This window comes from Streptomyces sp. NPDC041796, assembly GCF_055590785.1.
In genome coordinates, this window is sequence record NZ_JBVJAH010000001.1 from 110,291 (window position 1) to 136,029 (window position 25,739).

The following is a 25,739-nucleotide window of genomic DNA, read 5'->3' on the forward strand; positions in this document are numbered from 1 at the left end:
GAGAAATGCCGCGGGCGGAAGAGCGGTTGGTACTGCACGGTCGACTTCGATCCACCGCAGCCCCACCTCCTCCGGCCGGTCCCCCTTGAGGGATGACGTGTTGTCGGGACTGGAAAGCAACGCTTGGCGTGCTGTCCCGACCAGCAGACGGCCAACACTATCAGCCGACTGAGGGTCAATCCCTTACTTTGCCCATTCCATACGCGCTCTATGCTCCCCGCATGGGAGAAGTTCTAGCTCTGGTCGAGGCGCGGTTGCGTACCGCCCTCGGTGAACCGGACGCGCGTGCCGCGGTGACGTTCCTGGGTACCGACCGGATCGAGGTCCTGCGCTTCCCGGACGCCGCCCTCGGCCTCGTGAGGTACGCCACCCTCGGCATGTCGGCGCAGCCGATGACCGACCCGACGGCCGCCCTCGCCGACCCGGTCAAGGGCCCGCGCGCGGAGCTCCTCCTGACCGTACGGGCGGGGCTCGCCGACACGGACAAGGTGCTGCGCCCGCTCGCGGTCCTCGCCGCCTCGCCACAGGTCGAGGGCGTGGTCGTGGCCCAGGGCGCCTCCCTGGACACCGGTGAACCCCTGTGGCCGGGCGCGCCGTTCACCTCCGTGCTCGTGGCGGAGCCCGGTGGGCTCGTCGAGGACCTGGAGCTGGACGCGCCCATGGATCCGGTGCGCTTCCTGCCGCTGCTGCCGATGACGCCCAACGAGGCGGCGTGGAAACGCGTGCACGGCGCGCAGGCGCTCCAGGAGCGGTGGCTGGCGGCGGGTACGGACCTGCGTGATCCGCTGCGCAAGTCCGTGGCTCTCGACTGATCGCGCAACAAGTTGGACGTTCAACGGATGTACACCGCATCCATATTGGTGGGGTGGAGCGGCACACCGGACGGGTGATCGTCCTTGACGAGGCGACGGCCGGGGAGGACCGTTGAACCCTATGAGGGGCGAACCCAGTTGCCCGAAGTGCGGAGGCCGGGTCCGGGCGCCCGGTCTCTTTTCCGACTCGTGGCAGTGTGACGTGCACGGCGCCGTGCACCCGCTGCAGCCCGTGATCCCGCCCAGTGTCGAGGCGCTCGGCGTCGTCACCCACCGGGCGCAGGTGCCTGTCTGGATGCCCTGGCCCCTGCCGGTGGGCTGGCTGTTCACCGGTGTCGCGTACGCGGGGGACGACCGCAGCGGCGGCCGTGCCACCGTCGTCGCCTGCTCGGGCCCCGCTCCGCTCGGCGGCGTGGGCGAGCTGCTGCTGATCGCCGAGGAACCGGGCGTCGGCCTGGGCGCTCGGTACGCCGGGATCGACGGCCCCGACCCCGGTCCGCACATGTGCACCGGCAACCGCCCCCAGGCCAAGGTGCTCGCCGCCGGCCGCCCCACCCCCCTCTGGCACGTCAGTGACGCGCCCGAGGACCGCGCGGTCTTCGCGGGCGAGGCGCGGGCGCTGTGGCTGTGGGCCGTCGTCTGGCCCGAGAAGTCGGGCCTGCTGATGTACGACGACCTCGTCCTGACCGACCTGCGGGAGGCCGGGTCCGAGGTGGAGCTGCTGCCCTGCGGCGCGCTGAGCCCCAGGCTGCTGGACTGACGGACACGAGCCCGGGCGGAACGCCGGTATCCTTTTGAGCGTCCCCCGTCCGTCCCCGAGCCCCGGAGTCCCGCGTCGTGCGCATCGACCTGCACACCCACTCCACGGCTTCCGACGGGACGGACACCCCCGCCGAGCTCGTGCTCGCCGCCGCCGCGGCGGGGCTCGACGTCGTCGCGCTGACCGATCACGACAGCACGCGCGGTCACGCCGAGGCGCTCGCCGCGCTCCCCGAGGGACTCACACTCGTCACCGGCGCCGAGCTCTCGTGCCGGATCGACGGCATCGGCATGCACATGCTGGCCTACCTCTTCGACCCGGACGAGCCGGAGCTGGCCCGTGAGCGCGAGCTGGTGCGCGACGACCGCGTCCCGCGCGCCCGCGCCATGGTCGGCAAGCTCCAGGAGCTCGGCGTGCCCCTCACGTGGGAGCGCGTCGCCGCCATCGCCGGAGACGGGTCCGTCGGCCGGCCGCACATCGCCGAGGCGCTCGTCGAACTCGGCGTCGTGCCCAGCGTCTCCGACGCCTTCACGCCCCAGTGGCTCGCCGACGGCGGCCGGGCGTACGTCGAGAAGCACGAGCTCGACCCGTTCACCGCGATCCGTCTGGTCAAGGCGGCCGGTGGCGTCACCGTCTTCGCCCACCCCGGCGCCGCGAAGCGCGGCCGGACGGTGCCCGAGTCGGTGATCGCCGACCTGGCCGCGTACGGGCTCGACGGCATCGAGATCGATCACATGGATCACGACGAGCCGACCCGCGCCCGGCTGCGCGGGCTCGCCGCCGAGCTGGGCCTGCTGACCACCGGGTCCAGCGATTACCACGGCACCCGCAAGACCTGCCGGCTCGGCGACCACACCACCGACCCCGAGATCTACGGCGAGATCACCCGCCGCGCGACCGGCGCGTTCCCGGTGCCGGGCACTGGGGGACCCTCCCCGGCGTAGCTCCGGTCGGCGCCCGTGACTCCGCGCGGGCCGTGTGCCCGCCGTGTGGGCGCCGCCCGGGTCCCGTGCGGCAGGACACCGTCCATGACCCCGCGCGGCGGGATCCGCCCACCAGAGCTCCCCCTCCGCAACCGCACTTCCCTGTACGACCCTCCTCCCGCAAGGCTCACCGTGTTCGACATCGCCGTCTTCGGCTCCCTCTTCCTCACCCTTTTTGTCATCATGGATCCCCCCGGGATCACCCCGATCTTCCTCGCCCTGACCTCCGGCCGGGCCACCAAGGTCCAGCGCCGCATGGCCTGGCAGGCCGTCGCGGTCGCCTTCGGTGTGATCACCGTCTTCGGCATCCTCGGCCAGCAGATCCTGGCGTACCTGCACGTCTCCGTACCCGCGCTGATGATCGCGGGCGGGCTGCTCCTGCTGCTGATCGCGCTCGACCTGCTGACCGGCAAGACCGACGAGCCCAAGCAGACCAAGGACGTCAACGTCGCCCTGGTGCCGCTCGGCATGCCGCTGCTGGCCGGACCGGGCGCGATCGTGTCGGTGATCCTCGCCGTGCAGCACGCGGAGGGCGTCAGCGGGCAGGTCTCCGTCTGGGCGGCGATCGTCGCCATGCACGTCGTGCTGTGGCTGACCATGCGCTACTCGCTGCTGATCATCAGGGTCATCAAGGACGGCGGTGTGGTGCTGGTGACCCGGCTCGCCGGGATGATGCTGTCGGCGATCGCCGTTCAGCAGATCATCAACGGCGTCACCCAGGTCATCCAGGGTTCCTGACACACCACTGCGCCCCCGTACGGATTCCGGCTCCCTGGAAGCGGCCGGAGTCCGCGCGGGGGCGCGGTGTCGGAGCGTCGTGCTTGCTATGAGGCCGTGGTCACGGCCGGGCGGATCCAGATGCGCTGGCCCACCGAGGCGGCCTGCTGCACGATCCGGTTGACGGAGGCGGCGTCCACGACGGTGGTGTCCACGGGCGTGCCGTCGACGTCGTCGAGTCGCAGAATCTCGAAGCGCATGGGCTTCTCCCTTCGTCTGAGTTGATCCTCCTGATGGAGAACTGTGTTCCGTACCGGTTCCAACGGCATGTAAAGGGCAAACATTCCCTACGCTAAAGAAAATTTTTGAGCGTCTAAGTATTCGCAGGTGGATGGTGGCGGGCACGCCCCCGGAGCCGGACAATGAGCCCCGTATGAACCACGACCCGGACACCCCGACCCTCACCCAGCTCGGCGCCCGCCTGGAGCGCACCAATGAGCTCCTTCAGCGTGTGCTCGCCGAGGTCGCCAAGACGCCCTCGACACACGCCATCTTCGTCGACGCCGGTTACGTCCATGCTGCGGCCGGGTTGCTGGTAGCGGGCACCGAGGACCGGCGCTCCTTCGACCTGGACGCGGAAGGGCTCATCGAGGCTTTCATCGACAAGGCCCGCACCATCTTCGCGGACAGCCGCCTGCTGCGCGTCTACTGGTACGACGGCGCCCGGCGCCGGATCCACACCCCGGAACAGCAGGCGATCGCCGAGCTCCCCGACGTCAAGGTCCGGCTGGGCAACCTCAACGCCAACAACCAGCAGAAGGGCGTCGACTCCCTCATCCGCTCCGACCTGGAGTCACTGGCCCGCCACCGAGCCATCAGCGACGCGGCGCTGGTCGGCGGTGACGAGGACCTGGTCTCGGCGGTCGAGGCGGCCCAGGGGTACGGGGCCCGCGTCCACCTCTGGGGCATCGAGGCGGCCGACGGTCGCAACCAGGCCGAGCCCCTGCTCTGGGAGGTCGACAGCACCCGGACCTTCGACCTGGCCTTCTGCCGCCCGTACGTCACCCGGCGGCCGGTGACCACCTATGAGAGCGAGGGCGAACCGCCGCCGTCGCGTGACGAGGTGCGCTTCCTGGGCGCGCAGATCGCCGAGACCTGGCTGGCGGAGCGGGGATCCGACGCGATGGCCGAGCTGCTGCCCGGCCACCCGTACCTCCCCGGCCCGGTGGACCAGGAACTCCTCGTCGAGGCGGAACGGCGGCTGAGCCGGTCCCTGCGCGGGCACGCCGTGCTGCGGCGGTCGCTCAGGGACGGCTTCTGGCAGCAGCTTCAGTCACGGTTCTGAGGGCTTCGGTGGCGGTCCCAGAACCGTGCCACAGCAGCGGAGGTCTCCACCGGCCGGTCGGTGTTCGGTGAGTGCTCGGCGCCCTCCACACGCGTCCGGTGGGCGCCCAGCCGGCCCGCCATCGCGTCGAGGAGCGCCACCGGCCACGTGTCGTCCCGGATGCCCGAGATCACGTGCACGGGCAGCCGCGGGCGTACGGCGGCGAGTTCGTCGACCCGGTCGGGCTCGACGGTCAGCCGGCGGCCGGTGGCCAGGAGCTGGGCGGGAGTGTGCAGCAGCCAGCGGCGGCGGAGGTCCTCGCGGTGGCTGCCCGCCTCGTCGGCGTCCTCCGGCGGGTCCAGGGCCCGCATGGCCTCCCACACCTGACTCATGGTCATCACCGCGAGCGCGTCACTCAACAGTTTGATCTTGTCCTGCTGGGCCGGCGCGACCTCGGCGGGTCCGGACGACATCAGGGTGAGCGTGAGGAACGGCTCCGCGTCGAGGAGTACGGCCGCCCGGGCGATCAGGCCGCCGAGGGAGTGGCCGAGGAGATGGACCCGACCGCTGCCGAGGGCCGCCGCCTGGGCCAGTACGTCACGCGCCAACTCGTCCTGCTCGTAGGCCTGTTGGTCATCGGGGCCCGGAGTCTCGTACTGTCCCCGGCCGTCCACCGCGACAGCGCGGTAGCCGGCGTCGGAGAGCGGTTCGAGCATGGCGATGAAGTCCTCCTTGGACCCGGTGTACCCGGGCAGCAGGAGGGCCGTCCCCTTCGGCTCCGCACCGTCGGCGGGCGCCGCGTCCAGCACGGCGAAGTCACCGCGGGACGTGCGGAGGGTGTGGGCACGGGCACAGGGGGGCGGGGTGAACGTGGGCGGGCGGCTCATGGGACGAGGCTAGCGGGGCACGAGCCGGGGTGCGGACAGCGACGGCCCCGCTCCCGGAAAAGGGGGCGGGGCCGTCGCTCGTGTGCCGGCCGGCGATCAGCTCTCGGACTGCGCGGCGGCCACGGCCTTCACGGCCCGGCGCCGCCGGGGCTTGGCCTCGGCCTCGACGGTCTCGGTGACCTCGGTGGTCTCCGGGGCGGCCGCGGTCTTCCGGGTGCGGCGGCGGGGCTTGGCCTCGGCCTCGACGGTCTCGGCGACCGGCTCGGCGGCCTTGCGGGTGCGGCGGGGCTTCGCCTCGGCGGTCTCGGTGACCTCCGCGACCGGCTCGGCGGCCTTGCGGGTGCGGCGGCGGGGCTTGGCCTCGGCCTCGACGGTCTCGGCGACCGGCTCGGCGGCCTTGCGGGTGCGGCGGCGGGGCTTGGGCTCGGCCTCGACCGCTTCGGTGACCTCGGTGGTCTCCGGGGCGGCCGCGGTCTTCCGGGTGCGGCGGCGGGGCTTGGACTCCGCGACCGGCTCGGTGACCTCGGCCGGGGCGGTGGCCTCGGGGGTCACCTCGGCGACCGGCTCGGCGGCCTTGCGGGTGCGGCGGCGGGGCTTGGGCTCCACGACCGGCTCGGCGACCTCGGGTGCCTCCGCGGTCTCGGCGACCGGCGTGACCGCCACGGCCTCCGCCACCGCCGGGGCGCCCGCACGGGTGCGGGTCCGGCGCCGGCGCGGGGTGCGCGGCTCCGAGGCCTGGTCGGCCGCGGGGGTCACCGTCTGGGCGGTCGTCGCCGCCTCGTCGGTCCCCATCGGGGCGCCGCCCCGCGTACGCCGGCGCTGACGCGGGGTACGCGTACGCTCCGGGCGCGCCTCCGTACGGTCGGAACGCTCCGCACGCTCCGGACGCCGTCCGCGCGACCCACGGCCGCCCGTCTCGCCGAGGTCCTCGACCTCTTCGGCGTCCAGACCGGCACGCGTCCGCTCGGCACGCGGCAGGACGCCCTTGGTGCCCTCGGGGATGTCCATGTCCGCGTAAAGGTGCGGGGACGTCGAGTACGTCTCGACCGGGGCGTTGAAGTCCAGGCCCAGCGCCTTGTTGATCAGCTGCCAGCGCGGGATGTCGTCCCAGTCCACCAGCGTGACGGCGATGCCCTTCTTGCCCGCGCGGCCCGTACGGCCCACGCGGTGGAGGAAGGTCTTCTCGTCCTCGGGCGACTGGTAGTTGATCACGTGCGTGACGCCCTCGACGTCGATGCCTCGCGCCGCGACGTCCGTGCAGACGAGGACGTCCACCTTGCCGTTGCGGAAGGCGCGCAGCGCCTGCTCACGGGCGCCCTGGCCGAGGTCGCCGTGGACCGCGCCGGAGGCGAAGCCGCGCCGCTCGAGCTGCTCGGCGATGTCGGCCGCCGTCCGCTTCGTACGGCAGAAGATCATCGCGAGCCCGCGGCCGTTGGCCTGGAGGATGCGCGAGACCATCTCGGGCTTGTCCATGGAGTGCGCGCGGTACACGTACTGCGCGATGTTCGCGACGGTCGCGCCCTCGTCGTCCGGCGCCGTGGCGCGGATGTGGGTGGGCTGCGACATGTAGCGGCGGGCCAGGCCGATGACCGCGCCCGGCATGGTCGCCGAGAACAGCATGGTCTGACGCTTCGCCGGAAGCATGTTGATGATCTTCTCGACGTCGGGCAGGAAGCCGAGGTCGAGCATCTCGTCGGCCTCGTCGAGGACGAGGGCCTTGACCTTGGACAGGTCCAGCTTGCGCTGCCCGGCCAGGTCGAGGAGGCGGCCCGGGGTGCCGACGATCACGTCGACGCCCTTCTTCAGGGCCTCGACCTGGGGCTCGTACGCACGGCCGCCGTAGATCGCGAGGACGCGGACGTTGCGGACCTTGCCGGCGGTGAGCAGGTCGTTGGTGACCTGGGTGCACAGCTCTCGGGTGGGGACCACCACGAGCGCCTGCGGGGCGTCGGTCAGCTGCTCGGGCTTGGCCCGGCCCGCCTCGACGTCCGCGGGGACGGTGACGCGCTCCAGCAGCGGGAGGCCGAAACCGAGGGTCTTGCCCGTTCCGGTCTTGGCCTGGCCGATGACGTCGGTGCCGGTGAGGGCGACCGGGAGGGTCATTTCCTGGATGGGGAAGGGGGACGTGATGCCGACGGCTTCGAGTGCCTCGGCCGTCTCGGGAAGGATCCCGAGCTCTCGGAAAGTCGTAGTCAGGGTGCTGCCTCTTCTGTGAGACGCGGCATGAGGCGAACGCTGGGGGTCTTACCGTGCCGGGACTGTCCGGCCGCAGTCCGACAAGAACACAGCCGGGTGGCACGGGACCACTGCCGTCGCTCGAGCGTCATACCGCTGAGGGGCCCCTCATGTGCGGCTCATGCGCACGGAGGGCTGTCGGGTCGGAGCCGATCGGGCCACCGACCGGGCATCCTCATTCATGAGATGGCCCGCCGAGTACATAGAACATGACTGACTACTCAGCAGGCGCATTACCACTGTACCCCGGATCCTCGCAGGTGTGTTGGGCCAATTCACAAGGAGGGGGAGGTCACAGTGGATGACCAGGGCCTTCGGCCGCCTGCCGGGCGGGCTATTGTGCGCTTCATGGAGACGCCTGACAACGCCGCCGCTTCCGCCGCCGCCGCCGAAGAACCGACCGGGATCGCCGCCCTGGACTGGGCCGGGGCCTCCGCCGAGCCCCAGTACCGTGCCGCGGTCGTGGACCTGCTCGGTGCGCTCGCGTACGGGGAGCTGGCGGCCTTCGAACGGCTGGCCGAGGACGCGAAGCTGGCGCCCACGCTCGCCGACAAGGCGGAGCTGGCGAAGATGGCGTCGGCCGAGTTCCACCACTTCGAGCGGTTGCGGGACCGGCTGACGGCGATCGACGCGGAGCCGACGGCCGCCATGGAGCCGTTCGCGAAGGCGCTGGACGACTTCCACCGCCAGACCGCGCCGTCCGACTGGCTGGAGGGCCTGGTCAAGGCCTACGTGGGCGACTCGATCGCCAGCGACTTCTACCGGGAGGTCGCCGTCCGGCTGGACTCCGACACGCGGGCGCTGGTGCTGGCGGTGCTGGACGACACCGGGCACGGCAACTTCGCCGTCGAGAAGGTGCGCGCCGCGATCGAGGCCGACCCCCGGGTGGGCGGTCGTCTCGCCCTGTGGGCGCGCCGGCTGATGGGCGAGGCCCTGTCGCAGGCCCAGCGTGTGGTCGCGGAGCGGGACGCGCTGTCGACGATGCTCGTGGGCGGCGTCGCGGACGGCTTCGACCTGGCGGCGGTGGGCGAGATGTTCTCCCGTATCACCAAGGCCCACACCAAGCGCATGGCCGCGCTGGGGCTGGCGGCCTGACGGGTCTCCCGCCCCGTCCCCCCGGCTCCGTGCGCGACGGCCCGGAGCCGCCTTCTCAACGGCGGGGGACCGCCCACGGGGCCTCGCGGCGTGAAGCCGCCGCACCCGCGGCGCCAGGCGTTCGGGGTGTGACCCGGGATACGCATACGCGCGGCGCAGCCGCCGCGCCCGGGCCGCCGGTGAGGGGCTGGGGTGCCGGGGCGTGCCGCTCGGGGGGCCGGGGCGTGCCGCCCTGGTCAGGTCTGCGTAGCCGTCGAGCGGCGCAGGCGGCGGGTCGGGCGCAGGAGGAGCGAGAGCACGACCGCCGCGACCGCGACCGCGCCCAGCAGGGTGCCCAGGGCGTAGCCGGGGCCCAGCGCCGCGTGCGTGATCAGCGCCCCGAAGAGGGCGCCGAGTACTCCCGCGCCGATGACCACGCGGCGTGACGGGAGCCGGTCGGCGAGTCGGTGGGCGGCAGCCCAGGACAGTGCGAATCCGAGCACGACGGAGCCGAAAGCTTCCCAGAACACGCGGATCACCTCGCGGACGGCGGGGCGGGCAAAACGGTCACAGGCCGTACTACCCGATGCACGCGAAACGCAATCCTTCTCGTGGGGCACGTGAAAGGCCCGGCGGGACAACCCGCCGGGCCTTCGCGTCGTACGTTCCGTGCTCTTTCGGTACTGCTCAGAGCGCCCCGAAGCCCACTCGCGGCTTCGCCGGCTCGCCGATCTCCACGTAGGCGATACGGTCGGTCGGCACCAGGACCTTGCGGCCCTTGTCGTCCGTCAGGCTGAGCAGCTGCGTCTTGCCGGCGAGCGCCTCGGTGACCGCGCGCTCCACCTCCTCGGCGGACTGCCCGCTCTCCAGAGCGATCTCCCGGGGCGCGTGCTGCACGCCGATCTTGACCTCCACGGCTATGTCCCTCCGAACGGTCAGCGTTGCGCGGTCGGCCGCGCCGTACGCTGCACACATTAGCCCGGAGAGACGACCCCGATCATCAGTGGGATTCCGAGCCGTGCAGTGGGAACCCGGCGATGCCGCGCCAGGCCAGTGACGTCAGCAGCTGCACCGCCTTGTCGCGCGGGATCGCCGACTCGCTGGACAGCCAGTACCGCGCGACCACCTGGGAAACTCCTCCCAGGCCCACGGCCAGCAGCATGGACTCGTCCTTGGACAGCCCCGTGTCCTCGGCGATGACGTCCGAGATCGCCTCGGCGCACTGGAGCGAGACGCGCTCGACGCGCTCGCGCACCGCCGGCTCGTTGGTCAGGTCCGACTCGAAGACGAGACGGAACGCGCCGCCCTCGTCCTCCACGTACGCGAAGTAGGCGTCCATGGTGGCCGCCACACGCAGCTTGTTCTCCGTGGTGGAGGCGAGCGCGGTGCGCACCGCCTGGAGCAGCGACTCGCAGTGCTGGTCCAGCAGTGCCAGGTAAAGCTCCAGCTTCCCGGGGAAGTGCTGGTAGAGCACGGGCTTGCTGACGCCCGCGCGCTCCGCGATGTCGTCCATCGCGGCCGCGTGGTATCCCTGTGCGACAAACACTTCCTGGGCGGCGCCCAGGAGCTGGTTGCGTCGGGCTCGGCGCGGCAGGCGCGTGCCCCGTGGGCGCGCCGCCTCTGTCTGCTCGATGGCTGTCACGCCGCCTCCCAAAATCGATCCTTGCGCGCTCTGCGCCGCGCCCGCCATCGTACTTTTGGGTAACCCGGCTGTGCGCGGTGCGAGCGCAGAATTTCACGTACCGGACGACCGGGGTAGCCGGATATTCAACGTTAAACCGACCAAATCAGCGGTAGTCGTCCTCGTCCAGCGTCACCACGCGGGTCTGCTCGGCCGCGTCGGCCTCGTTCGCCACGGCCGGATCGACGCGGGTGAGCGGGTCGTCGGCGTGCTGCTGCAGTTCCCTGTGCTGCTCGGCCGCGTCGGCCTCGGGCGTCTCCTCGTCCAGCGCGGCGGTCGCCTCGCCGTTCTCGGTCGCTTCGAAGGTCTCCGGGTCGGTCGGATCGACGGTCATGGGCTCCCTTTCACTGGGCGGATCACATCGGCGTGCGGGGGGCCTGGGCGAACTGCCCTCATGTACGAGCCTAGGAGGTACCCCTTTTAAGCGCTATGCGATCCTGTGACGGCCGCCACACCGGAGCTCGTGTGATCATCTCGTAACATTGCCGCATGTCTTCGACCGAGCTGCCGGAATCCATCGCCGCCACCGCGGCGGGACCACGGGTGAGCACCGTCCGGATCGCGGAGGGGGAGCGGCTGCGCTCCGTGACGCTGCCCGGGCTGACGCTGAACGTGCGGTACCGGCCGTCGGACCGTACCGGGCTGCCGCCCGCGATGTACGTGCACGGGCTCGGGGGCTCCTCGCAGAACTGGTCGGCCATGATGCCGCTGCTCGAGGACATCGTCGACGGCGAGGCACTCGACCTCCCCGGCTTCGGGGACTCCCCGCCGCCCGACGACGGCAACTACTCGCTGACCGCGCACGCCCGCGCGGTCATCCGGCTGCTGGACTCCGCCGAGCGCGGGCCCGTCCATCTGATCGGCAACTCACTGGGCGGGGCCGTCGCCACCCGCGTCGCGGCGGTCCGCCCGGACCTGGTCCGTACGCTGACGCTGATCTCGCCCGCGCTGCCGGAGCTGCGCGCCCAGCGCGGCGCCTGGCCCACGGCGCTGCTCGCGCTGCCGGGCGTCGCGTCCCTCTTCACCCGGCTCACCAGGGACTGGACGGCGGAGCAGCGGGTGCGCGGTGTGCTCGCGCTCTGTTACGGGGACCCCGGGCGGGTCACCGACGAGGGCTTCCGCAACGCCGTGGAGGAGATGGAGCGGCGGCTGAGGCTGCCGTACTTCTGGGACGCCATGGCCCGCTCGGCGCGCGGCATCGTCGACGCGTACACGCTGGGCGGCCAGCACGGTCTGTGGCGGCAGGCGGAGCGGGTGCTCGCGCCGACGCTGCTGGTGTACGGGGCGCGCGACCAGCTCGTCTCGTTCCGGATGGCGCGCAGGGCGGCGGCCGCCTTCCGCGACTCGCGGTTGCTGACGCTTCCGGAGGCGGGGCACGTCGCGATGATGGAGTACCCGGAGACGGTCGCCCAGGCCGTACGGGAACTGATCGCCGACACCGACCACGAAGACGGGAGCTGATCCGGGGCGTGGGACGACATAGCCGCAAAGGCCCCGCACCTCAGGGCTCCGAACAGGCCAAGGGCCCGGTGCGCGAGGGGGCGCGTCCCGGTGGCGGACGCCGGCGCAAGGCCCCCGCGGCGCCCCCCGAGCAGCAGCACCACCAGAGCGCGTCCCCCACGGGACCGCAGCCATACGTACGGGGCGGCCACCCCGAGCAGCGCGAGCCGGGCGGCGGCTGGGGCGACACCGGCCGGTACGGCGATTGGCGCGGCGTACCGGCGCGCCCGGACCGGCCCGGCGGCCCGGGGCCCGCGGGCCCGGCGCCGGGTGGCCGGGAGCCCGGCGGTCCGGGTCGTGGTGGGCCCGGGAGCCCGGGGAACGGCGGTCCCGCCACCGGCGTGGGCATGGGCGCCCGGATACCGGGACCGCGCCGCGAGTTCGTGGAGGCCTTCGACGGCACCCCGCGCGGGGCTTCGCCCCGAGACTTCGGTGGGCCCGGTGGGCCCGGGGCCCGCTCCGATCAGCCCGGTTTCGAGGAGGGCGACCGGAAGACCGGCCGCCCGGGCGGCGCCGGCAAGGGCCGTACGTTCACCGGTATCGCCGCCGCCGCGGTCACCACCGTCCTCGCCGTCGTCGTGGCCGGTCAGGTCACCGGCGCCGGACCGGACACCTCCGCCTCCCGCCCGCCGGGCGAGAGCGCCGGCCGCCAGGCCGACGGCGGTGACGGCGCCCGCTCGGACCGTTCCGACGAGCGCGCCGCACCGCCCCCGCCCGCGCGGCGGGCCGCCCCGGCCACGTACGCGCAGCTGATGGCCGAGCGGTTCCCGCTCGACCCGAAGCTGAAGGGCTCCGGAGAGTTCGAGGTGGTACCGGGCACCGACACGGCACCCGGCAAGGGCCGCAAGGTGCGCTACCGGATCGACGTCGAGAAGGGCCTCGGGCTCGACCCGGCGCTGTTCGCGCGGGCGGTCCAGGAGACCCTGAACGACGACCGCAGCTGGGCGCACAACGGTGCCATGACCTTCGAGCGGGTCTCCAGCGGCGAGGCCGAGTTCGTGGTCACGCTGGCGAGCCCGGGAACCACCGGGGTCTGGTGCGCCAAGTCCGGGCTGGACACCACCGTCGACAACGTCTCGTGCGACTCCGCCGCCACCGAGCGCGTGATGATCAACGCGTACCGGTGGGCCCAGGGCTCGGAGACCTACGGGGTCGCCGCGATGCACACGTACCGGCAGATGCTGATCAACCACGAGGTCGGGCACCGGCTGGGGCACAACCACGTGAACTGCCGTACACCCGGCGCCCTCGCGCCGGTGATGCAGCAGCAGACCAAGTCGCTGGAGGTCGAGGGCATCAAGTGCCGCCCCAACCCCTGGGTCTTCCCCAACGGCTGACCGGGCGAATCCGCCCCTAGCGCGTCGAAACGCGACGGGCGCAGGAAAGTTACGAGCATTCACCCCTTCCGGTGGCGCAACGGACAACCGTCCATCACGTCACCGGCATATCCGCTTACGTTCTTCCCGCTGTGAGCCGCCGGACCAACGGTGGCCGCACACAAGGGAGATCGGGGGTGTACTCGTGCGGATCGGACTGCTCACCGACAGTGGATACCCGTATACGACAGGTGAGTCCAGGCTCTGGTGCGACCGGCTCGTGCGTGGGCTCGCGCAGCACGAGTTTCACGTCTACGCGCTGAGCCGCAGCGCCCGCCAGGAGGACGCCGGCTGGGTCCCGCTCCCGCCCCAGGTGCAGCGCGTGCGTACGGCTCCGCTGTGGGGTCCCGAGGACGACCGGCCGGGTGTGCCCACCGGGCGTGCGGGGCGCGCCGGGCGGGCGGGGCGCGCCGGGCGGGCGTACGGCCGGCGGGAGCGCCGGCGCTTCTCCACGTGCTTCACGACGCTCGCCGCCGCCGTCTGCGGGACGGCCGACGCCCCCGCCGACTTCGCCGAAGGGCTCTACGGGCTCGCCGACCTGGGCCGCGAGTACGGTGGCCTGTCCGCCGCCCTCCGCTCGGAAGCCGCCGTCCGCGCCCTGGAGTCCGCCTGCCGCGCCGGTGGCGTGCGCCGGGGCGTGCACGGCGCCACCGTGACCGACCACCTCGTCTTCGCCGAGCAGGTGGAGCGGGCCCTGCGGCCCCTGTCCCTCGACTGGTACGGCGAGGAGGGCCTGGGCGCGGTCGACCTGTGCCATGCGACGTCCGGTGGGACCGCCGCCCTGCCCGGCCTGTTGGCCAAACGCTTCTTCGGCGTTCCGCTGCTGGTCACGGAGTACGGCGTACATCTGCGCGCGCACTACCTCGCGGTCGCCGACGCGCCGCTGAGCGCTCCCGTTCGCGCCCTGCTCGCCGCCTTCCACGGATGCCTGGCCGCCGAGGTGTACCGGCAGGCGGCCGTCATCACCCCGGGCAACACCCACGCCCGCCGCTGGCAGGAGAGGTGCGGCGCCGAACGCGCCAAACTGCGCACCGTCTACCCGGGCATGGAGGCCGAGCGGTTCGCGGCGGTGGGGGAGGGCCACGACAGCGGTGATCCGCAAACCCTGGTGTGGGTCGGGCGCATCGAGCCGGCGAAGGACCTCGTCGGCCTGCTGCACGCCTTCGCGGAGGTGCGGAGGGAGGAGCCGGGAGCCCGGCTCAGGATCGTTTCCGCACCCGTCCGGGACGCCGACTCCGCCACGTACCGCGCGCACTGCGAGGCCCTGGCCGCGCAGCTCTTCCCCGACGAGGCGGCCGACGCGCACGCCGTGGGCGACAACCCCGTCTCCTTCGAGGACCTCGGCGGCCCGTACGCGCCCGACGTCACCGACGCCTACGCCGCGGCCGGAGTGGTCGTCCTCTCCAGCGTGGTCGAGGGCTTCCCGGTCAACCTCGTCGAGGCCATGCTGTGCGGTCGCGCCACCGTCTCGACGGACGTCGGCGCGGTCGTCGAGGTCATCGGCGGTACGGGACTGGTCGTGCCCCCGCGCAATCCGCGGGCGCTCGCCGACGCGTGCCTGGCGCTGTTGCGCGACCGGGCGCGGCGCGAACGACTGGGCGCCGCCGCGCGCGCCCGCGCGCTCGAACTGTTCACCGTGGAGCAGAACGTCGCGGCATTTCGCGGCATTTACCTGGAGCTCATCTCCCGCGCGCCGGTGCGCCGCGACACGGAGGCCATCGGCACGGACGGCGAACCCCTGCCGTTCGCCCACCCCGCCGAGGCGTACGTGCCCGGCCACTGGACCGGACGCGCCACGGGAGTCGCGGCCACCCCGGCCCGGGCCGCGGCGGCGCCCCCGGCGAGCGCGGTCGCTGCCGCCGGGGCGGACCGGGTACCGGGCGGGCTGCCGGGCGCGGTCTCCGGCCGGGCGCCGGACCCGGGTCCGGTGGTGGCGTCGTTGCCGGTCGCGGCCTCCTACCCGGTCGCGGCCACGTTCCCGGTCCTGGGAAGGGCGGACGGCCATGTCTGACGGAGGTACGACCATGCCGGGCGGGCACGCCCGGGGCGCCGGCCCCGCCGACGGGCTGCCCGGCGGGTGGCGCAGCCGCGCCGAGGCCCTGCTGGCGGAGCCCGCACTCGGGGGCCACGACGCGCGCGCCGCGGCGGGTACCGGGCGCGGCCCTGCCCGTGCCGGCGTCACCCGGCGGGGGCCCGCCGATCCGGTGAAGGCGTTGCTGCACCGGCACCGGGAGCTGTGCGAGCGGGCGGTCGACCCGCTGGAGATCGCCGCCGGGCTGGAGGCCCACGGGGTCACCGACCGGACCGCCGCCCGGTTCCGGCACCGGGACGTGTTCTCACTCGCCGAGGAGCTGTACGCGCGCGTGCCGCGCGCCGACGACGACGAACGGCGCCGCTCAGCCGCCCCCGCACCCGGCACGGGCGCCTCGTGGAACGCCGGGGCCGCCTTGTCGGCGCTGGTGCCCGGCGCCGTGGGGGCGCTCACGTCGGTGGGCCTCGTCGTGACCGACGGGCCGCTGCGGGCGGCCATCGGCGTGGTGGGCGCCGTGGTGATCGCCGTGGCACTCACCGCCGGCCCCGCGACACCGGGCACGCGCGTGTGGACCGCGTTCCTGCTCGTGTACGCCCTGTTCGGCGACGGACTCCTGGGCCGGCTCCTGGCCGGCGGACCCGAGGGGATGTGGCCCGTCGACGCGCCGCCGCTGCTGGGCGTCGCCCTCGCCGCGGCGCCCGCGGCCTGGTGCGCCCGGCTCTTCGCGGTACGGGCGCGGCGCAGACTCGCCGGCAGCCGCGGCCTGGCGGACTTCGCCGCCGGGACCCGGCCCCTGCTCCTCGGTGTCGTCGCGCTGCACACGGCCGCCCTGACCGGACTGGTCGTGCTCGTGGACACCGTCCTCGGCCAGGGGTCCTTCAGCGAGGGCGCCGTGGCGCTCGGCACCCTCCTCTTCCTCGCCCGCCTGCTCACCGTCCACGGCTTCCCGGGCGCCGCCGCCGGCCTCCTCGCCGCGTGCGCCGCCGAGGCCCTCGCCCTCGCGTCCGTGCTCGCCGGCCGACTCCCCGGCCTCTCCTGGCTCGCCCGCCCCGTCGAGGCGACCACCGCCGCCTGGGGCTCCGCGGCCCTCCCCACGCTGGCGTGCGGCGCGGCCGCCTTCGCCCTGCTGGCGTACGCCACCGCCGTACTCGCCCGGGCCTCGGCCCATGCGGACACCGCCGTCGGCTGAGACCCGGCCGGTACCCCCGTACACCCCTTTCCCCGGCACACATCCCCAAGGAGACAACGACCATGACCCCCCAAACCCCCGCAACGGCCACTCGGCGCGAAGGGGGCGCGCGATGAGGGTGCTGCTGCTCGGTGCCAATGGATTCATCGGCCGTTTCGTCGCCGACCGGCTGCTCGCCGACCCGGCCGTCCACCTGACCGCCCTCGGGCGCGGCGACGACGCCGACGTACGCTTCGACCTCGCCGGCGGCAGCCCCGGCGCGCTCACCCGGTTCCTGGACGCGGTCCACCCCGGCGTCGTGATCAACTGCGCCGGGACCACCCGGGGCGGCGCACGCGAGCTGACCCGGCACAACACCGTCGCCGTCGCCACCGTCTGCGAGGCGCTGCGCCGCAGCGGCTGCGGGGCCCGTCTGGTCCAGGTCGGCTGCGCCTCCGAGTACGGGCCCTCGCAGCCCGGCTCGTCCACCGCGGAGGACGCGGTGCCGCGCCCCGGCGGGCCCTACGGCGTGTCGAAGCTCGCCGCCACCGAGCTGGTCCTCGGCTCCGGGCTGGACGCCGTCGTCCTGCGGGTCTTCTCCCCGGTCGGCCCCGGCACCCCCGCCGGGTCGCCGCTCGGCCGGCTCGCGGAGGCCATGCGGCGCGCCATGCAGACCGGGGACGGCGAGCTGAAGCTCGGCGGCCTCGGCGTCCAGCGCGACTTCGTCGACGTACGGGACGTCGCGCGCGCCGTGCACGCCGCCTCCCTCTCCGCGGCCCAGGGCATCGTCAACATCGGCACCGGCCGTGCCGTACGGCTCCGGGACGCCGCCGCCGTCCTGGCGAGGGTGGCCGGGTACGCGGGTTCGCTGCACGAGCTGGACGCGCCCCCGGTCAGGCCGGCCCTGTCGTCGGTGGGGGCCATGGCGGCCATCGGCGCCCAGCGCGGCGAGAGCGGCCCGGACCACCTGGCCCCCGCGGCGCCCCACCCGTACCCCGACGGATGCGGCGGCTGGCAGCAGGCCGATGTGCGCACCGCCCGCGACCGGCTCGGCTGGCGGCCCCGCATCAATCTGGAGGAGTCGCTGGCCGACATCTGGATGGAGGCGGCGTGCCGCATCTGACCCGTACCGGCACGGAGCTCTCCGCGACCGGCGCCGAACGGCTCGGGTTCGGTGTCCCCGGCTACGCACACCCCCTGCTGGCCCCGGTCGAGTGGGCGGAGCTGACCCGCCCCGGTACGCCCCTGCACTGGGCCGTCCTCAATGTCGCGGACGGCCCGGGGGCCCGGCCCGACCCGCACTGCCTGGAGGCGGCCGGGAAGCTGCGGAACGCCGGCGTGCGGGTGCTGGGGCACCTCGACCTGCGCCACGGCTCGCGCCCGTTCGGCGAGATCGTCTCCGACGCGCACCGTTTCCTCGACTGGTACAAGGTGGACGGCTACCTGCTGGACCGCTGTCCCACGGACCGCGCGGACCTGTCGGCCGTGCGGCGTGTCACGGCCACCCTGGAGGTGGTCCTGGAGCACGCCGAGGGCGGTCACCTGGTGCTGGGGCACGGCTCGCACCCTTGTCCGGGATACGCGGAGATCGCCGACCAGCTGGTGACCTTCTCCGGGCCGTGGGCGGAATACCGCTGGTCACAGGTGGCGGAGTGGACCGCCGACCATCCGCCGGAGAGGTTCGTCCACCTCGTCCACGGGGTGCCGCGCACGCATCTCGACGAGGCGATGCGTATCGCCCGCTGGCAGGGTGCCGGGACCATCTTCTTCACCGACCGCATGGGCGACACCGGACATACCAACCCATTCGCGGCGCTGCCCGGCTACTGGGACGAAATCGTCTCGCAGATCGGACCGGGTGTCTCGGAATGAGGAGGGCCGTGGCAGTGTTACGGGAGAACAACCGTACTGACTACCGACCAACGGAGTCCCCGTGTCGCTGCCACCCCTGGTCGAGCCGGCCGCCGAGCTCACCGTAGACGAGGTCCGCCGGTACTCCCGCCACCTGATCATCCCGGATGTCGGGATGGACGGGCAGAAGCGGCTCAAGAACGCCAAGGTGCTCTGTGTGGGCGCCGGTGGCCTGGGTTCGCCGGCCCTGATGTACCTGGCCGCGGCGGGCGTGGGCACCCTCGGCATCGTGGAGTTCGACGAGGTCGACGAGTCCAACCTCCAGCGCCAGATCATCCACAGCCAGTCCGACATCGGCCGCTCCAAGGCCGAGTCCGCGCGCGACAGCGTGCTCGGCATCAACCCGTACGTGAACGTGATCCTTCACGAGGAGCGGCTCGAGGCCGACAACGTGATGGACATCTTCAGCCAGTACGACCTGATCGTCGACGGCACGGACAACTTCGCCACGCGTTACCTGGTCAACGACGCGTGCGTGCTGCTGAACAAGCCGTACGTATGGGGTTCGATCTACCGCTTCGACGGTCAGGCCTCCGTCTTCTGGTCCGAGTACGGCCCCTGCTACCGCTGCCTGTACCCGGAGCCCCCGCCGCCGGGCATGGTCCCCTCCTGCGCCGAGGGCGGCGTGCTGGGCGTGCTGTGCGCGTCCATCGGGTCCATCCAGGTCACCGAGGCGATCAAGGTCCTGGCCGGTGTGGGCGACCCGCTGGTCGGCCGCCTGATGATCTACGACGCCCTGGAGATGCAGTACCGCCAGGTCAAGGTCCGCAAGGACCCGAACTGCGCGGTCTGCGGCGAGAACCCGACCGTCACCGAGCTCATCGACTACGAGGCCTTCTGCGGCGTCGTGTCCGAGGAGGCCCAGGAGGCGGCGCTCGGCTCGACGATCACTCCCAAGCAGCTCAAGGAGTGGATCGACGGGGGCGAGAAGATCGACATCATCGACGTCCGTGAGCAGAACGAGTACGAGATCGTCTCGATCCCCGGTGCCCGTCTGATCCCGAAGAACGAGTTCCTCATGGGCAGTGCCCTCCAGGGCCTCCCGCAGGACAAGAAGATCGTCCTGCATTGCAAGACGGGCGTCCGCAGTGCGGAAGTCCTCGCCGTGCTGAAGTCCGCGGGCTTCGCGGACGCGGTGCACGTCGGTGGCGGCGTCATCGGCTGGGTCAACCAGATCGAGCCGCAGAAGCCCGTCTACTAGACACCGGTCCACCGGACCACGTTCGCGGCGAGGGGCCGGACCCGGCACGGGTCCGGCCCCTCCCGCGTGCCCGCAGCCGCTGCCCGTCGGGGCCGCCGCGTGCTCGGGACGCGCTCAGGAGCAGGTCTTGCCGCTCGCCGGGACCTTGCCGTCCAGCAGGTAGTCGTTCACCGTGTCCTGCACGCACGCGTTGCCGCTGCTGTACGCGCCGTGCCCCTCGCCCTTGTAGGTGAGGAGGACGCCGACGCCCGGACCGAGCTCGTCCGCCATCTTCTTGGCGCCCTCGTAGGGCGTCGCGGAGTCTCCCGTGGTCCCCACGACCAGGACCGGACCCGCACCCGGCGCACTCGCCTCCGGAGTGGCGCTCTCGCCCTTCACCGGCCAGTCGGCGCACCATCCGGCCGTGTCCCAGGCCATGAACTCGGCGAAGACCGGCGATATCCTCCGGAAATCCGGCAGCAGCGCCCGGGCCTCGGCGGCCGTCGGCCGGCTGCTGCTGTCGGCGCACGAAATGGCGCGCTGCGAGTGTGCCTGCGTGCCGTACGTACCGTCCGCCGCCCGGTCGTTGTACATGTCGGCGAGCCGCAGGAGGGCGTCACCCCCACCCGACTCGGCCTCCTTCAGGCCCTCGGTGAGGTACGGCCACATCTCCTTCGAGTACAGGGTCTGGGCGATGCCGGTGAGCGCGAGGCTCTGCGTGAGCTCGCGGCCGTCGGCGGTGGACAGCGGCTCGCGGTCGAGCCGCTCCAGCAGCGAGGTCACGCGCGCGTTGCCCGCCCCGGCTCCCTCACCGGTGGACGCGAAGTAGTTGTTCAGCGCCCGCTGGAAGCCGATGGCCTGGTTGCGGGCGTGGCCCGCGGTGTCCGCGGTCGGGTCGACGACCGCGTCCAGGACGGTCCGTCCGACGTTGCGCGGGAACAGGTGGGCGTACGTCCCGCCCAGTTGCGTGCCGTAGGAGAAGCCCATGTAGTTGAGCTTCCTGTCGCCCAGTACGTGCCGCACGAGGTCCAGGTCCCGCGCGGTGTTGCTCGTGGTGACATGGCCGATGACCTTGCCGGACCGCTTCGCGCACCCGGCACCGAAGTCGGCACCGTCCTTGAGGAACGCGGCCTCCTCGGCAGGCGTGTCCGGCGTGAGGTCGATGCGCGCCAGGGAGGCGGCCTGCTCGGCGCTGTCACGGCACACCACGCCGGAGCTCCGCTCCACCCCGCGCGGGTCGAACCCGACGAGGTCGTAGCGGGAGCCCAGCTCCTCGAACCCCTCGGCCGCCTGCGGCATGGCGGTCACCCCGGAGGCACCCGGGCCGCCGAAATTGAACAGCAGGGAGCCGATCCGGCGGTCCTTGTAGCGGGCCTCCTTGCGGATCAGCGCGATGGAGATCGTCTCGCCGTCCGGCTTCGTGTAGTCGAGGGGTACCTTGACGCTCGCACAGCGCCACTGGGGGCCGGGCTTCTCCGCTCCCTCGGGTGCCTCGCAGTCGCGCCAGTCGAGCTTCTGGCCGGTGAGTGCGGGCGGCAGGGAGGTCATCGCCGCGCCCTCGGAGCCACCTCCGCTGCCGGTGCCGGAGGTCGTGTCACCGCCGCTGTCGCAGCCGGTGGCGAGGCCGGCCACCAGCGTCGCCGCGACCGCCAGGCCTCCGGCCCGTACCCGCATGGACATATGTCCCCCCAACTCCTGTACCGAACAGCCATCCTAGGCCGGGCCGCCGACAGCGCTACGGGCAGACGGTCCCCGACTTCGGCACCTTGCCGTCCAGCAGGTAGGCGTCCACCGCCCGCTTCACACACGCGTCGCCGCCGTTGTAGGCGCCGTGGCCCTCGCCCCGGTACGTCAGCTCCACGCCGACGCCCTTGCCCAGCGCGGTCGCCATGGCCTTGGCCCCGGCGTACGGAGTGGCCGGGTCGCCGGTGGTGCCGACGACCAGGATGGGCGCCGAGCCGGGGGCGCTGACCTCGGGGTGCTCCCACGTGCCGGCGACGGGCCACTGGGAACAGGTGATCAGGCCCCAGCCGAGGAAGGATCCGAAGACGGGGGACGCCTCGCGGAACTCCGGCAGCTTCGCCTTCGCCTGCTCCACGGAGAACCGGGCCTTGTCGTCGACACAGTTGATGGCCGCGTTGGCCGCCTGGAGGTTGCTGTAGGTGCCGTCCTGGTCGCGGCCGTTCATGGAGTCCGACAGGGCGAGGAGCAGTGCCCCGTCGCCGCCGTCCGCCTCGTCGAGACCCTGTTCCAGGTAGGACCAGTACTCCTTCGAGTACAGGGCCTGGAGGATGCCGTTGGCGGCCTGGGACTGGGTGAGCTTCCGGTCGCCGATGCCAGGGATGGGTTTCTTGTCGAGCCGGGCGAGCAGGTCGGTGATGAAGCCCTCGATCTCCTTGGCGTCGGCCCCCGGCAGCTTGCAGGCGTCGCCGCGCCGGGCGCAGTCCTCGGCGAAGTTGTTCAGGGCGAGCTGGAAGCCCTCCGCCTGGCCGAGCGCGCCCTGCTCCGCGCCGCCGGTGGGGTCGACCACGGCGTCGAAGACGGCCCGCCCGACGTTCTTGGGGAACAGGTGGGCGTACACGCCGCCCAGTTCGGTGCCGTAGGAGATGCCGAAGTAGTGCAGCTTGGCGTCACCGAGCACCTGGCGCATCAGGTCCATGTCGCGGGCCGCGTCGAGGGTGCCCACATGGGGCAGCGCCTCACCGGAGTTCTCCTCGCACGCGGCGGCGAACTCCTTCAGCGCGTCCTGGTAGGCCTTCTCCTCACCGGCGTCGTCGGGTGTGGAGTCGAGCGCGAAGAACGCGTCGAGCTGCCGGTCGTCCTGGCACTCCACGCCCACGCTGCGGCCGACCCCGCGAGGGTCGAAGCTCACCAGGTCGTAGCGGGTGCGCAGGGACTCGTAGTCCTTGGCGAAGGAGGGCAGGGCGGTGATGCCGGAGCCGCCGGGGCCGCCGAAGTTGAAGATGAGGGAGCCGATCCGTTTCGCCGGGTCGGAGGCCTTGGCCCGGATGAGCGCCAGCTCGATGGTCTCGCCGTCGGGATCCGCGTAGTCGAGCGGCACCTGCATGAAGGAGCATTCCCACTTGGTGCCGCCGGGCAGCGGGGACGGGGCGGTGCCCGTGCCCTCCTGGAGGGCCGGGGCCGGGCACGCGTCCCAGGCCAGCTTCTGGGTCGCCAGATCCTTGGGCCGGTCCGTGTCCTGGCCGCCCTTGTCGCCGTTGTCCGAGCAGCCGGCGACCATCAGGGCGGTGGCGGTCGCCGCGGCGAGCACGGCGGCTGACCGGGTGGCGGGCCGGGCGGTGCGCGCGGTGGCACGCCGTGGAGTGCGGTTGGCGGCGGTCCGGGCGGCGCGGGTGGTCATGGACCCATGGTGCGCCCGGCTCCCGCACGGCGCCCGTGCCCAGGTCCATGCGGGTGGCCGGCGGTGTGCCGGACGGGCGCTACAGGGCGCCCTTCCGTGTCAGGAAGTTGAACGAGAACCAGCCCGGCAGCACCGGCAGCCACAGCGTCATCAGGCGGTAGAGCAGCACCGCCGGGGCCGCTACCTCCGCGGGCAGACCGCCCACGGCCACCAGGCCGAAGGTCAGGGCACCCTCCACGGCCCCGACACCACCCGGCGTGGGCGCGGCCGACCCCAGGGCGTTGCCCGCGAGGAACACCACGGCGAGGCTCGCGTAGCTCAGCGGCTGCGCGCCGTCCGAGAAGGCGCGGATCGACGCGTCCAGGCACAGCACGAACGCACCCGTCAGCAGCAGCATCCCGCCGATGCCGGTGATCAGCTTCCCCGGCCGCTGGAGCACGTCCAGCATGCGCGGCACCACACCGGCGAACAGCGACCGCAGCCGGGTGGAGACGAACTTGCGCATGGCGGGGATGGCCGTGACGACCAGCACCAGCACCGCGGCCGTCAGCAGCCCCGCGATCACGGTCCTGGACGGGGTGAAGTCCTGGGTCTTCTCCGTACCCGTCAGATAGCCGAACGAGAGCAGCAACAGGATGTGCGCGCCCAGGCCGAACAATTGCGAGGCGCCGACACTGGCCACCGCCAGCCCGGGCCGGACCCCGGAGCGCTGGAGGAAACGGGTGTTGAGCGCCACCCCGCCCACCGCCGCCGGGGCGACGATCTTGACGAACGACCCCGCCACCTGGGCGATCACCGTGCGGCCGAAGGACACCCGCTCCGGGACGAAGCCCAGCAGGCTCATCGCGGCGGCCACGTAGCTGAGCGCGGAGAAGAGCAGCGCCACCGCGACCCAGGCCCAGTCCGCCCCGGCGAACGTGGAGACCGACAGCGACGCCTTGGAGATCTGCGAGATCAAGAAGTAGACGGCGATCGCGCCGGCGATGATGCTGATGAGTGTCCGCGGCCTGATCCGCTCCAGCCGGGCGGGCTCCACCGGGGCCTGAGGTCTGATCAGCAGCACCTGCTGCCGGATCTGGGCCAGCAGGTCCTCCTCGCGGACCTCGTCCATCGCCTCGTCCAGGGCCCGCTTCTCGGCCTGCTTCTCCGCGCGCACCGCCTTGCGGTCCGCCCGCTTCTCCTCGTCGGTCTTCTCGGCGGCGTGACTCTCCAGCCGTGCGCGCTTGGCCGCCTCGGACGCGGCCAGCACCGCCTCCCGTTCCCGCTGCGCGCGTTCCCGCGCGAGCCTGCGCAGCGTCGCGCGCGTGGAGCGGCTCAGCGCGATCGGCTGGAGCAGCGGCAGGCAGTCGGCGACCCGGTCGGGGCCCAGTGCGTCGACGGCGGCCGCCACCGCGCGCCGCGCGCCCACACGCAGCCCCAGGGTGGTCAGCAACTGTGCGATGTCCATCCGCAGCACGAGGTCCCCGGCGGCGATCTCCCCGCCCCGGAGGTCTGTGATGATCACCTTGCCGGAACGATCCACCAGAAGCGCGTCGCCGGTCAGCCTGCGGTGCGCGATACGCCGCGACTGGAGCGCCTTCACCTGTTGCCAGGCTCCGCGTACCACCTCGTCGGTGATCTCCTTGTCGTCCAGCGCGTCCAGCGAACGGCCACCGAGGTGCTCGTACACGAGCATCACGGCGTCCGGGCCGAGCTCGGCGGTGGCGATCAGCTTCGGCGCGTTGGCGCCCGCGGCGATCGCCGCGTACGCGAGCAGCGCCTCCTGCTCCAGGGCCTGACGCAGGGACTGCAGGGAGCGGCGGGTGGTGATGCCCCGCAGGGTCATGCGGCGCCATACCCGGTAGAAGAAGCCCTGGGCCTGCTGCTCCCGGTCGACGACGGTGACGTCGAGCGGTGGGCCCTCCTCCAGCGTGACCAGGTAGCGCCGGCCGCGGTCGCCCTGCTCGGCGGAGTCGGAGACGTCCTCCGCGCGCATCGCGGTGACCGGGCGGAAACCGACGTGGCGCAGGCCCGCCAGGAGGGTCTGGCCGGTGGGCCGGACGTTCGGGGAGCCGACCGCGTACAGCGTGCCGTACGCGACCGTCCAGCCGATCAGGATGGTCAGGATGATCGAGAACGGCGTGGTGTAGTCGGCGACGAGCATCGCGAACGCGTCGAGCAGCAGCACCACCCACAGCGACACCCGCCAGCGCGGCCGGCGGGCCATTCCCACGGCCGTCATATAGGCGATGACGGGAGCGAGGTACCCATGGACGGGGTCGGACAGGCCGCCGTCCGCCTGGGGCTGTGTCAGCGCCTCCTGGATGGTGCCGGGTGCCGCCCTCGCGACCCACAGATCGGTGGCGAGGGTGACGCCGTGCGCCAGTACGGCGGCGAGGACGCCGTCCGCGATGCGCAGCCCGTCCCGCTTGATCAGCCGCTCGATCGCGAAGGCGACCGGCACGAGCAGGACGGCGATGCTGGAGACGAGCCCGGCGACCTTGACGAAGACGTCGGGGGCCTGGCCGGTGCCCTTGCTGATGTCCTCTTCGAGACCGGTGGTGGTGGCGTGGGCGAAGGCGGCGATGGCGATGACGACGCCGATCGCGAGGATGCCGACGAGCAGGCGCAGCAGGTCGGACGGCCGGTGCACGCGTGCGGCGAGAAGCGGCTCGTCACCGGAGACGCGGTCGATGTGCCTCTCCGCGTTCACGCATACCGTCTCCTTCGTCTGATTCTTCTCCATCGTCTCAGGAGGC

Annotated in this window: 23 protein-coding genes; 13 read left to right on the forward strand and 10 right to left on the reverse strand. The window is 72.7% G+C overall.

Features of this window, described 5'->3' with window-relative positions; all coding sequences use genetic code 11:
- Positions 1-221: 221 nt before the first annotated feature.
- From ACZ6C1_RS00510 to ACZ6C1_RS00525, 4 genes are all read left to right on the forward strand, one after another.
- The gene (locus ACZ6C1_RS00510; protein ID WP_469236406.1) at positions 222-812 is read left to right on the forward strand and encodes a suppressor of fused domain protein; all 591 of its coding nucleotides are present in this window, start codon (positions 222-224) and stop codon (positions 810-812) included.
- A 121-nt stretch (positions 813-933) separates the two neighbouring features.
- The gene (locus tag ACZ6C1_RS00515; RefSeq protein ID WP_469236407.1) at positions 934-1,572 is read left to right on the forward strand and encodes a DUF6758 family protein; all 639 of its coding nucleotides are present in this window, start codon (positions 934-936) and stop codon (positions 1,570-1,572) included.
- Between the two features lie 77 nt (positions 1,573-1,649).
- Positions 1,650-2,516, forward strand: coding sequence for a PHP domain-containing protein (locus ACZ6C1_RS00520; protein WP_469236408.1), 867 nt, complete (start codon positions 1,650-1,652; stop codon positions 2,514-2,516).
- A 171-nt stretch (positions 2,517-2,687) separates the two neighbouring features.
- Positions 2,688-3,293 carry a MarC family protein gene (locus ACZ6C1_RS00525; RefSeq protein ID WP_469237137.1) on the forward strand — a complete coding sequence of 202 codons (606 nt, stop codon included), beginning with the start codon at positions 2,688-2,690 and terminating at the stop codon, positions 3,291-3,293.
- Positions 3,294-3,379: 86 nt separating this feature from the next.
- Here the strand turns inward: ACZ6C1_RS00525 and ACZ6C1_RS00530 are convergent, their stop codons facing one another.
- Positions 3,380-3,532 carry a hypothetical protein gene (locus ACZ6C1_RS00530; protein ID WP_469236409.1) on the reverse strand — a complete coding sequence of 51 codons (153 nt, stop codon included), beginning with the start codon at positions 3,530-3,532 and terminating at the stop codon, positions 3,380-3,382.
- 173 nt (positions 3,533-3,705) lie between these two features.
- Here ACZ6C1_RS00530 and ACZ6C1_RS00535 point away from each other — a divergent pair, with 173 nt between their 5' ends.
- Entirely contained in the window at positions 3,706-4,617 is a 912-nt protein-coding gene (locus tag ACZ6C1_RS00535) for an NYN domain-containing protein (RefSeq protein WP_469236410.1), read from the forward strand.
- Here ACZ6C1_RS00535 and ACZ6C1_RS00540 read toward each other — a convergent pair.
- Both ACZ6C1_RS00540 and ACZ6C1_RS00545 read right to left on the reverse strand, forming a co-directional pair.
- The gene (locus tag ACZ6C1_RS00540; RefSeq protein WP_469236411.1) at positions 4,602-5,483 is read right to left on the reverse strand and encodes an alpha/beta fold hydrolase; all 882 of its coding nucleotides are present in this window, start codon (positions 5,481-5,483) and stop codon (positions 4,602-4,604) included. The two genes, ACZ6C1_RS00535 and ACZ6C1_RS00540, sit on opposite strands and share 16 nt — an antisense overlap.
- Positions 5,484-5,579: 96 nt before the next feature.
- A complete protein-coding gene (locus tag ACZ6C1_RS00545) occupies positions 5,580-7,586 on the reverse strand; it encodes a DEAD/DEAH box helicase (protein ID WP_469236412.1) in 2,007 nt (668 codons plus the stop codon).
- 480 nt (positions 7,587-8,066) lie between these two features.
- On the opposite strand from ACZ6C1_RS00545, the gene ACZ6C1_RS00550 reads away from it, so the two are divergent.
- Positions 8,067-8,813 (forward strand): ferritin-like fold-containing protein, encoded by a 747-nt coding sequence (locus tag ACZ6C1_RS00550; protein ID WP_126886053.1) that lies wholly within the window; start codon positions 8,067-8,069, stop codon positions 8,811-8,813.
- Between the two features lie 236 nt (positions 8,814-9,049).
- Here the strand turns inward: ACZ6C1_RS00550 and ACZ6C1_RS00555 are convergent, their stop codons facing one another.
- The 4 genes from ACZ6C1_RS00555 to ACZ6C1_RS00570 all read right to left on the reverse strand — a co-directional run bounded on the left by ACZ6C1_RS00555 (position 9,050) and on the right by ACZ6C1_RS00570 (position 10,807).
- Positions 9,050-9,322: a hypothetical protein gene (locus tag ACZ6C1_RS00555; protein WP_469236413.1), complete on the reverse strand. Its 273-nt coding sequence runs from the start codon at positions 9,320-9,322 to the stop codon at positions 9,050-9,052.
- 157 nt (positions 9,323-9,479) lie between these two features.
- Entirely contained in the window at positions 9,480-9,707 is a 228-nt protein-coding gene (locus ACZ6C1_RS00560) for a DUF3107 domain-containing protein (protein WP_351815300.1), read from the reverse strand.
- Positions 9,708-9,792: 85 nt separating this feature from the next.
- The gene (locus tag ACZ6C1_RS00565; RefSeq protein WP_344366313.1) at positions 9,793-10,434 is read right to left on the reverse strand and encodes a TetR/AcrR family transcriptional regulator; all 642 of its coding nucleotides are present in this window, start codon (positions 10,432-10,434) and stop codon (positions 9,793-9,795) included.
- Positions 10,435-10,579: 145 nt separating this feature from the next.
- Positions 10,580-10,807, reverse strand: coding sequence for a hypothetical protein (locus ACZ6C1_RS00570; protein ID WP_469236414.1), 228 nt, complete (start codon positions 10,805-10,807; stop codon positions 10,580-10,582).
- Positions 10,808-10,962: 155 nt separating this feature from the next.
- Here ACZ6C1_RS00570 and ACZ6C1_RS00575 point away from each other — a divergent pair, with 155 nt between their 5' ends.
- The 7 genes from ACZ6C1_RS00575 to moeZ all read left to right on the forward strand — a co-directional run bounded on the left by ACZ6C1_RS00575 (position 10,963) and on the right by moeZ (position 19,661).
- Positions 10,963-11,934: an alpha/beta fold hydrolase gene (locus ACZ6C1_RS00575; protein WP_469236415.1), complete on the forward strand. Its 972-nt coding sequence runs from the start codon at positions 10,963-10,965 to the stop codon at positions 11,932-11,934.
- Between the two features lie 8 nt (positions 11,935-11,942).
- Positions 11,943-13,310, forward strand: a complete 1,368-nt coding sequence (locus ACZ6C1_RS00580; protein ID WP_469236416.1) for a DUF3152 domain-containing protein — start codon at positions 11,943-11,945, stop codon at positions 13,308-13,310.
- Positions 13,311-13,494: 184 nt separating this feature from the next.
- Positions 13,495-15,360: a DUF3492 domain-containing protein gene (locus ACZ6C1_RS00585; protein ID WP_469236417.1), complete on the forward strand. Its 1,866-nt coding sequence runs from the start codon at positions 13,495-13,497 to the stop codon at positions 15,358-15,360.
- Positions 15,353-16,570, forward strand: a complete 1,218-nt coding sequence (locus ACZ6C1_RS00590) for a hypothetical protein (protein WP_469236418.1) — start codon at positions 15,353-15,355, stop codon at positions 16,568-16,570. Before ACZ6C1_RS00585 ends, ACZ6C1_RS00590 begins: the two co-directional genes overlap by 8 nt.
- 112 nt (positions 16,571-16,682) lie before the next feature.
- Positions 16,683-17,672: an NAD-dependent epimerase/dehydratase family protein gene (locus ACZ6C1_RS00595; RefSeq protein ID WP_469236419.1), complete on the forward strand. Its 990-nt coding sequence runs from the start codon at positions 16,683-16,685 to the stop codon at positions 17,670-17,672.
- Complete coding sequence (locus ACZ6C1_RS00600) at positions 17,660-18,421, forward strand: spherulation-specific family 4 protein (RefSeq protein WP_469236420.1); 762 nt, start codon at positions 17,660-17,662, stop codon at positions 18,419-18,421. The genes ACZ6C1_RS00595 and ACZ6C1_RS00600 overlap by 13 nt, the downstream gene beginning before the upstream one ends.
- Before the next feature lie 61 nt (positions 18,422-18,482).
- Positions 18,483-19,661: an adenylyltransferase/sulfurtransferase MoeZ gene (gene moeZ / locus ACZ6C1_RS00605; protein WP_469236421.1), complete on the forward strand. Its 1,179-nt coding sequence runs from the start codon at positions 18,483-18,485 to the stop codon at positions 19,659-19,661.
- A 114-nt stretch (positions 19,662-19,775) separates the two neighbouring features.
- Here moeZ and ACZ6C1_RS00610 read toward each other — a convergent pair whose 3' ends face one another.
- From ACZ6C1_RS00610 to ACZ6C1_RS00620, 3 genes are all read right to left on the reverse strand, one after another.
- The gene (locus ACZ6C1_RS00610; protein WP_469236422.1) at positions 19,776-21,320 is read right to left on the reverse strand and encodes an alpha/beta hydrolase; all 1,545 of its coding nucleotides are present in this window, start codon (positions 21,318-21,320) and stop codon (positions 19,776-19,778) included.
- A 55-nt stretch (positions 21,321-21,375) separates the two neighbouring features.
- On the reverse strand, positions 21,376-23,001 hold the full coding sequence (locus tag ACZ6C1_RS00615; RefSeq protein WP_469236423.1) for an alpha/beta hydrolase: 1,626 nt from the start codon (positions 22,999-23,001) through the stop codon (positions 21,376-21,378).
- Between the two features lie 79 nt (positions 23,002-23,080).
- On the reverse strand, positions 23,081-25,726 hold the full coding sequence (locus ACZ6C1_RS00620; RefSeq protein ID WP_469236424.1) for a lysylphosphatidylglycerol synthase domain-containing protein: 2,646 nt from the start codon (positions 25,724-25,726) through the stop codon (positions 23,081-23,083).
- Between the last annotated feature and the right edge of the window lie 13 nt (positions 25,727-25,739).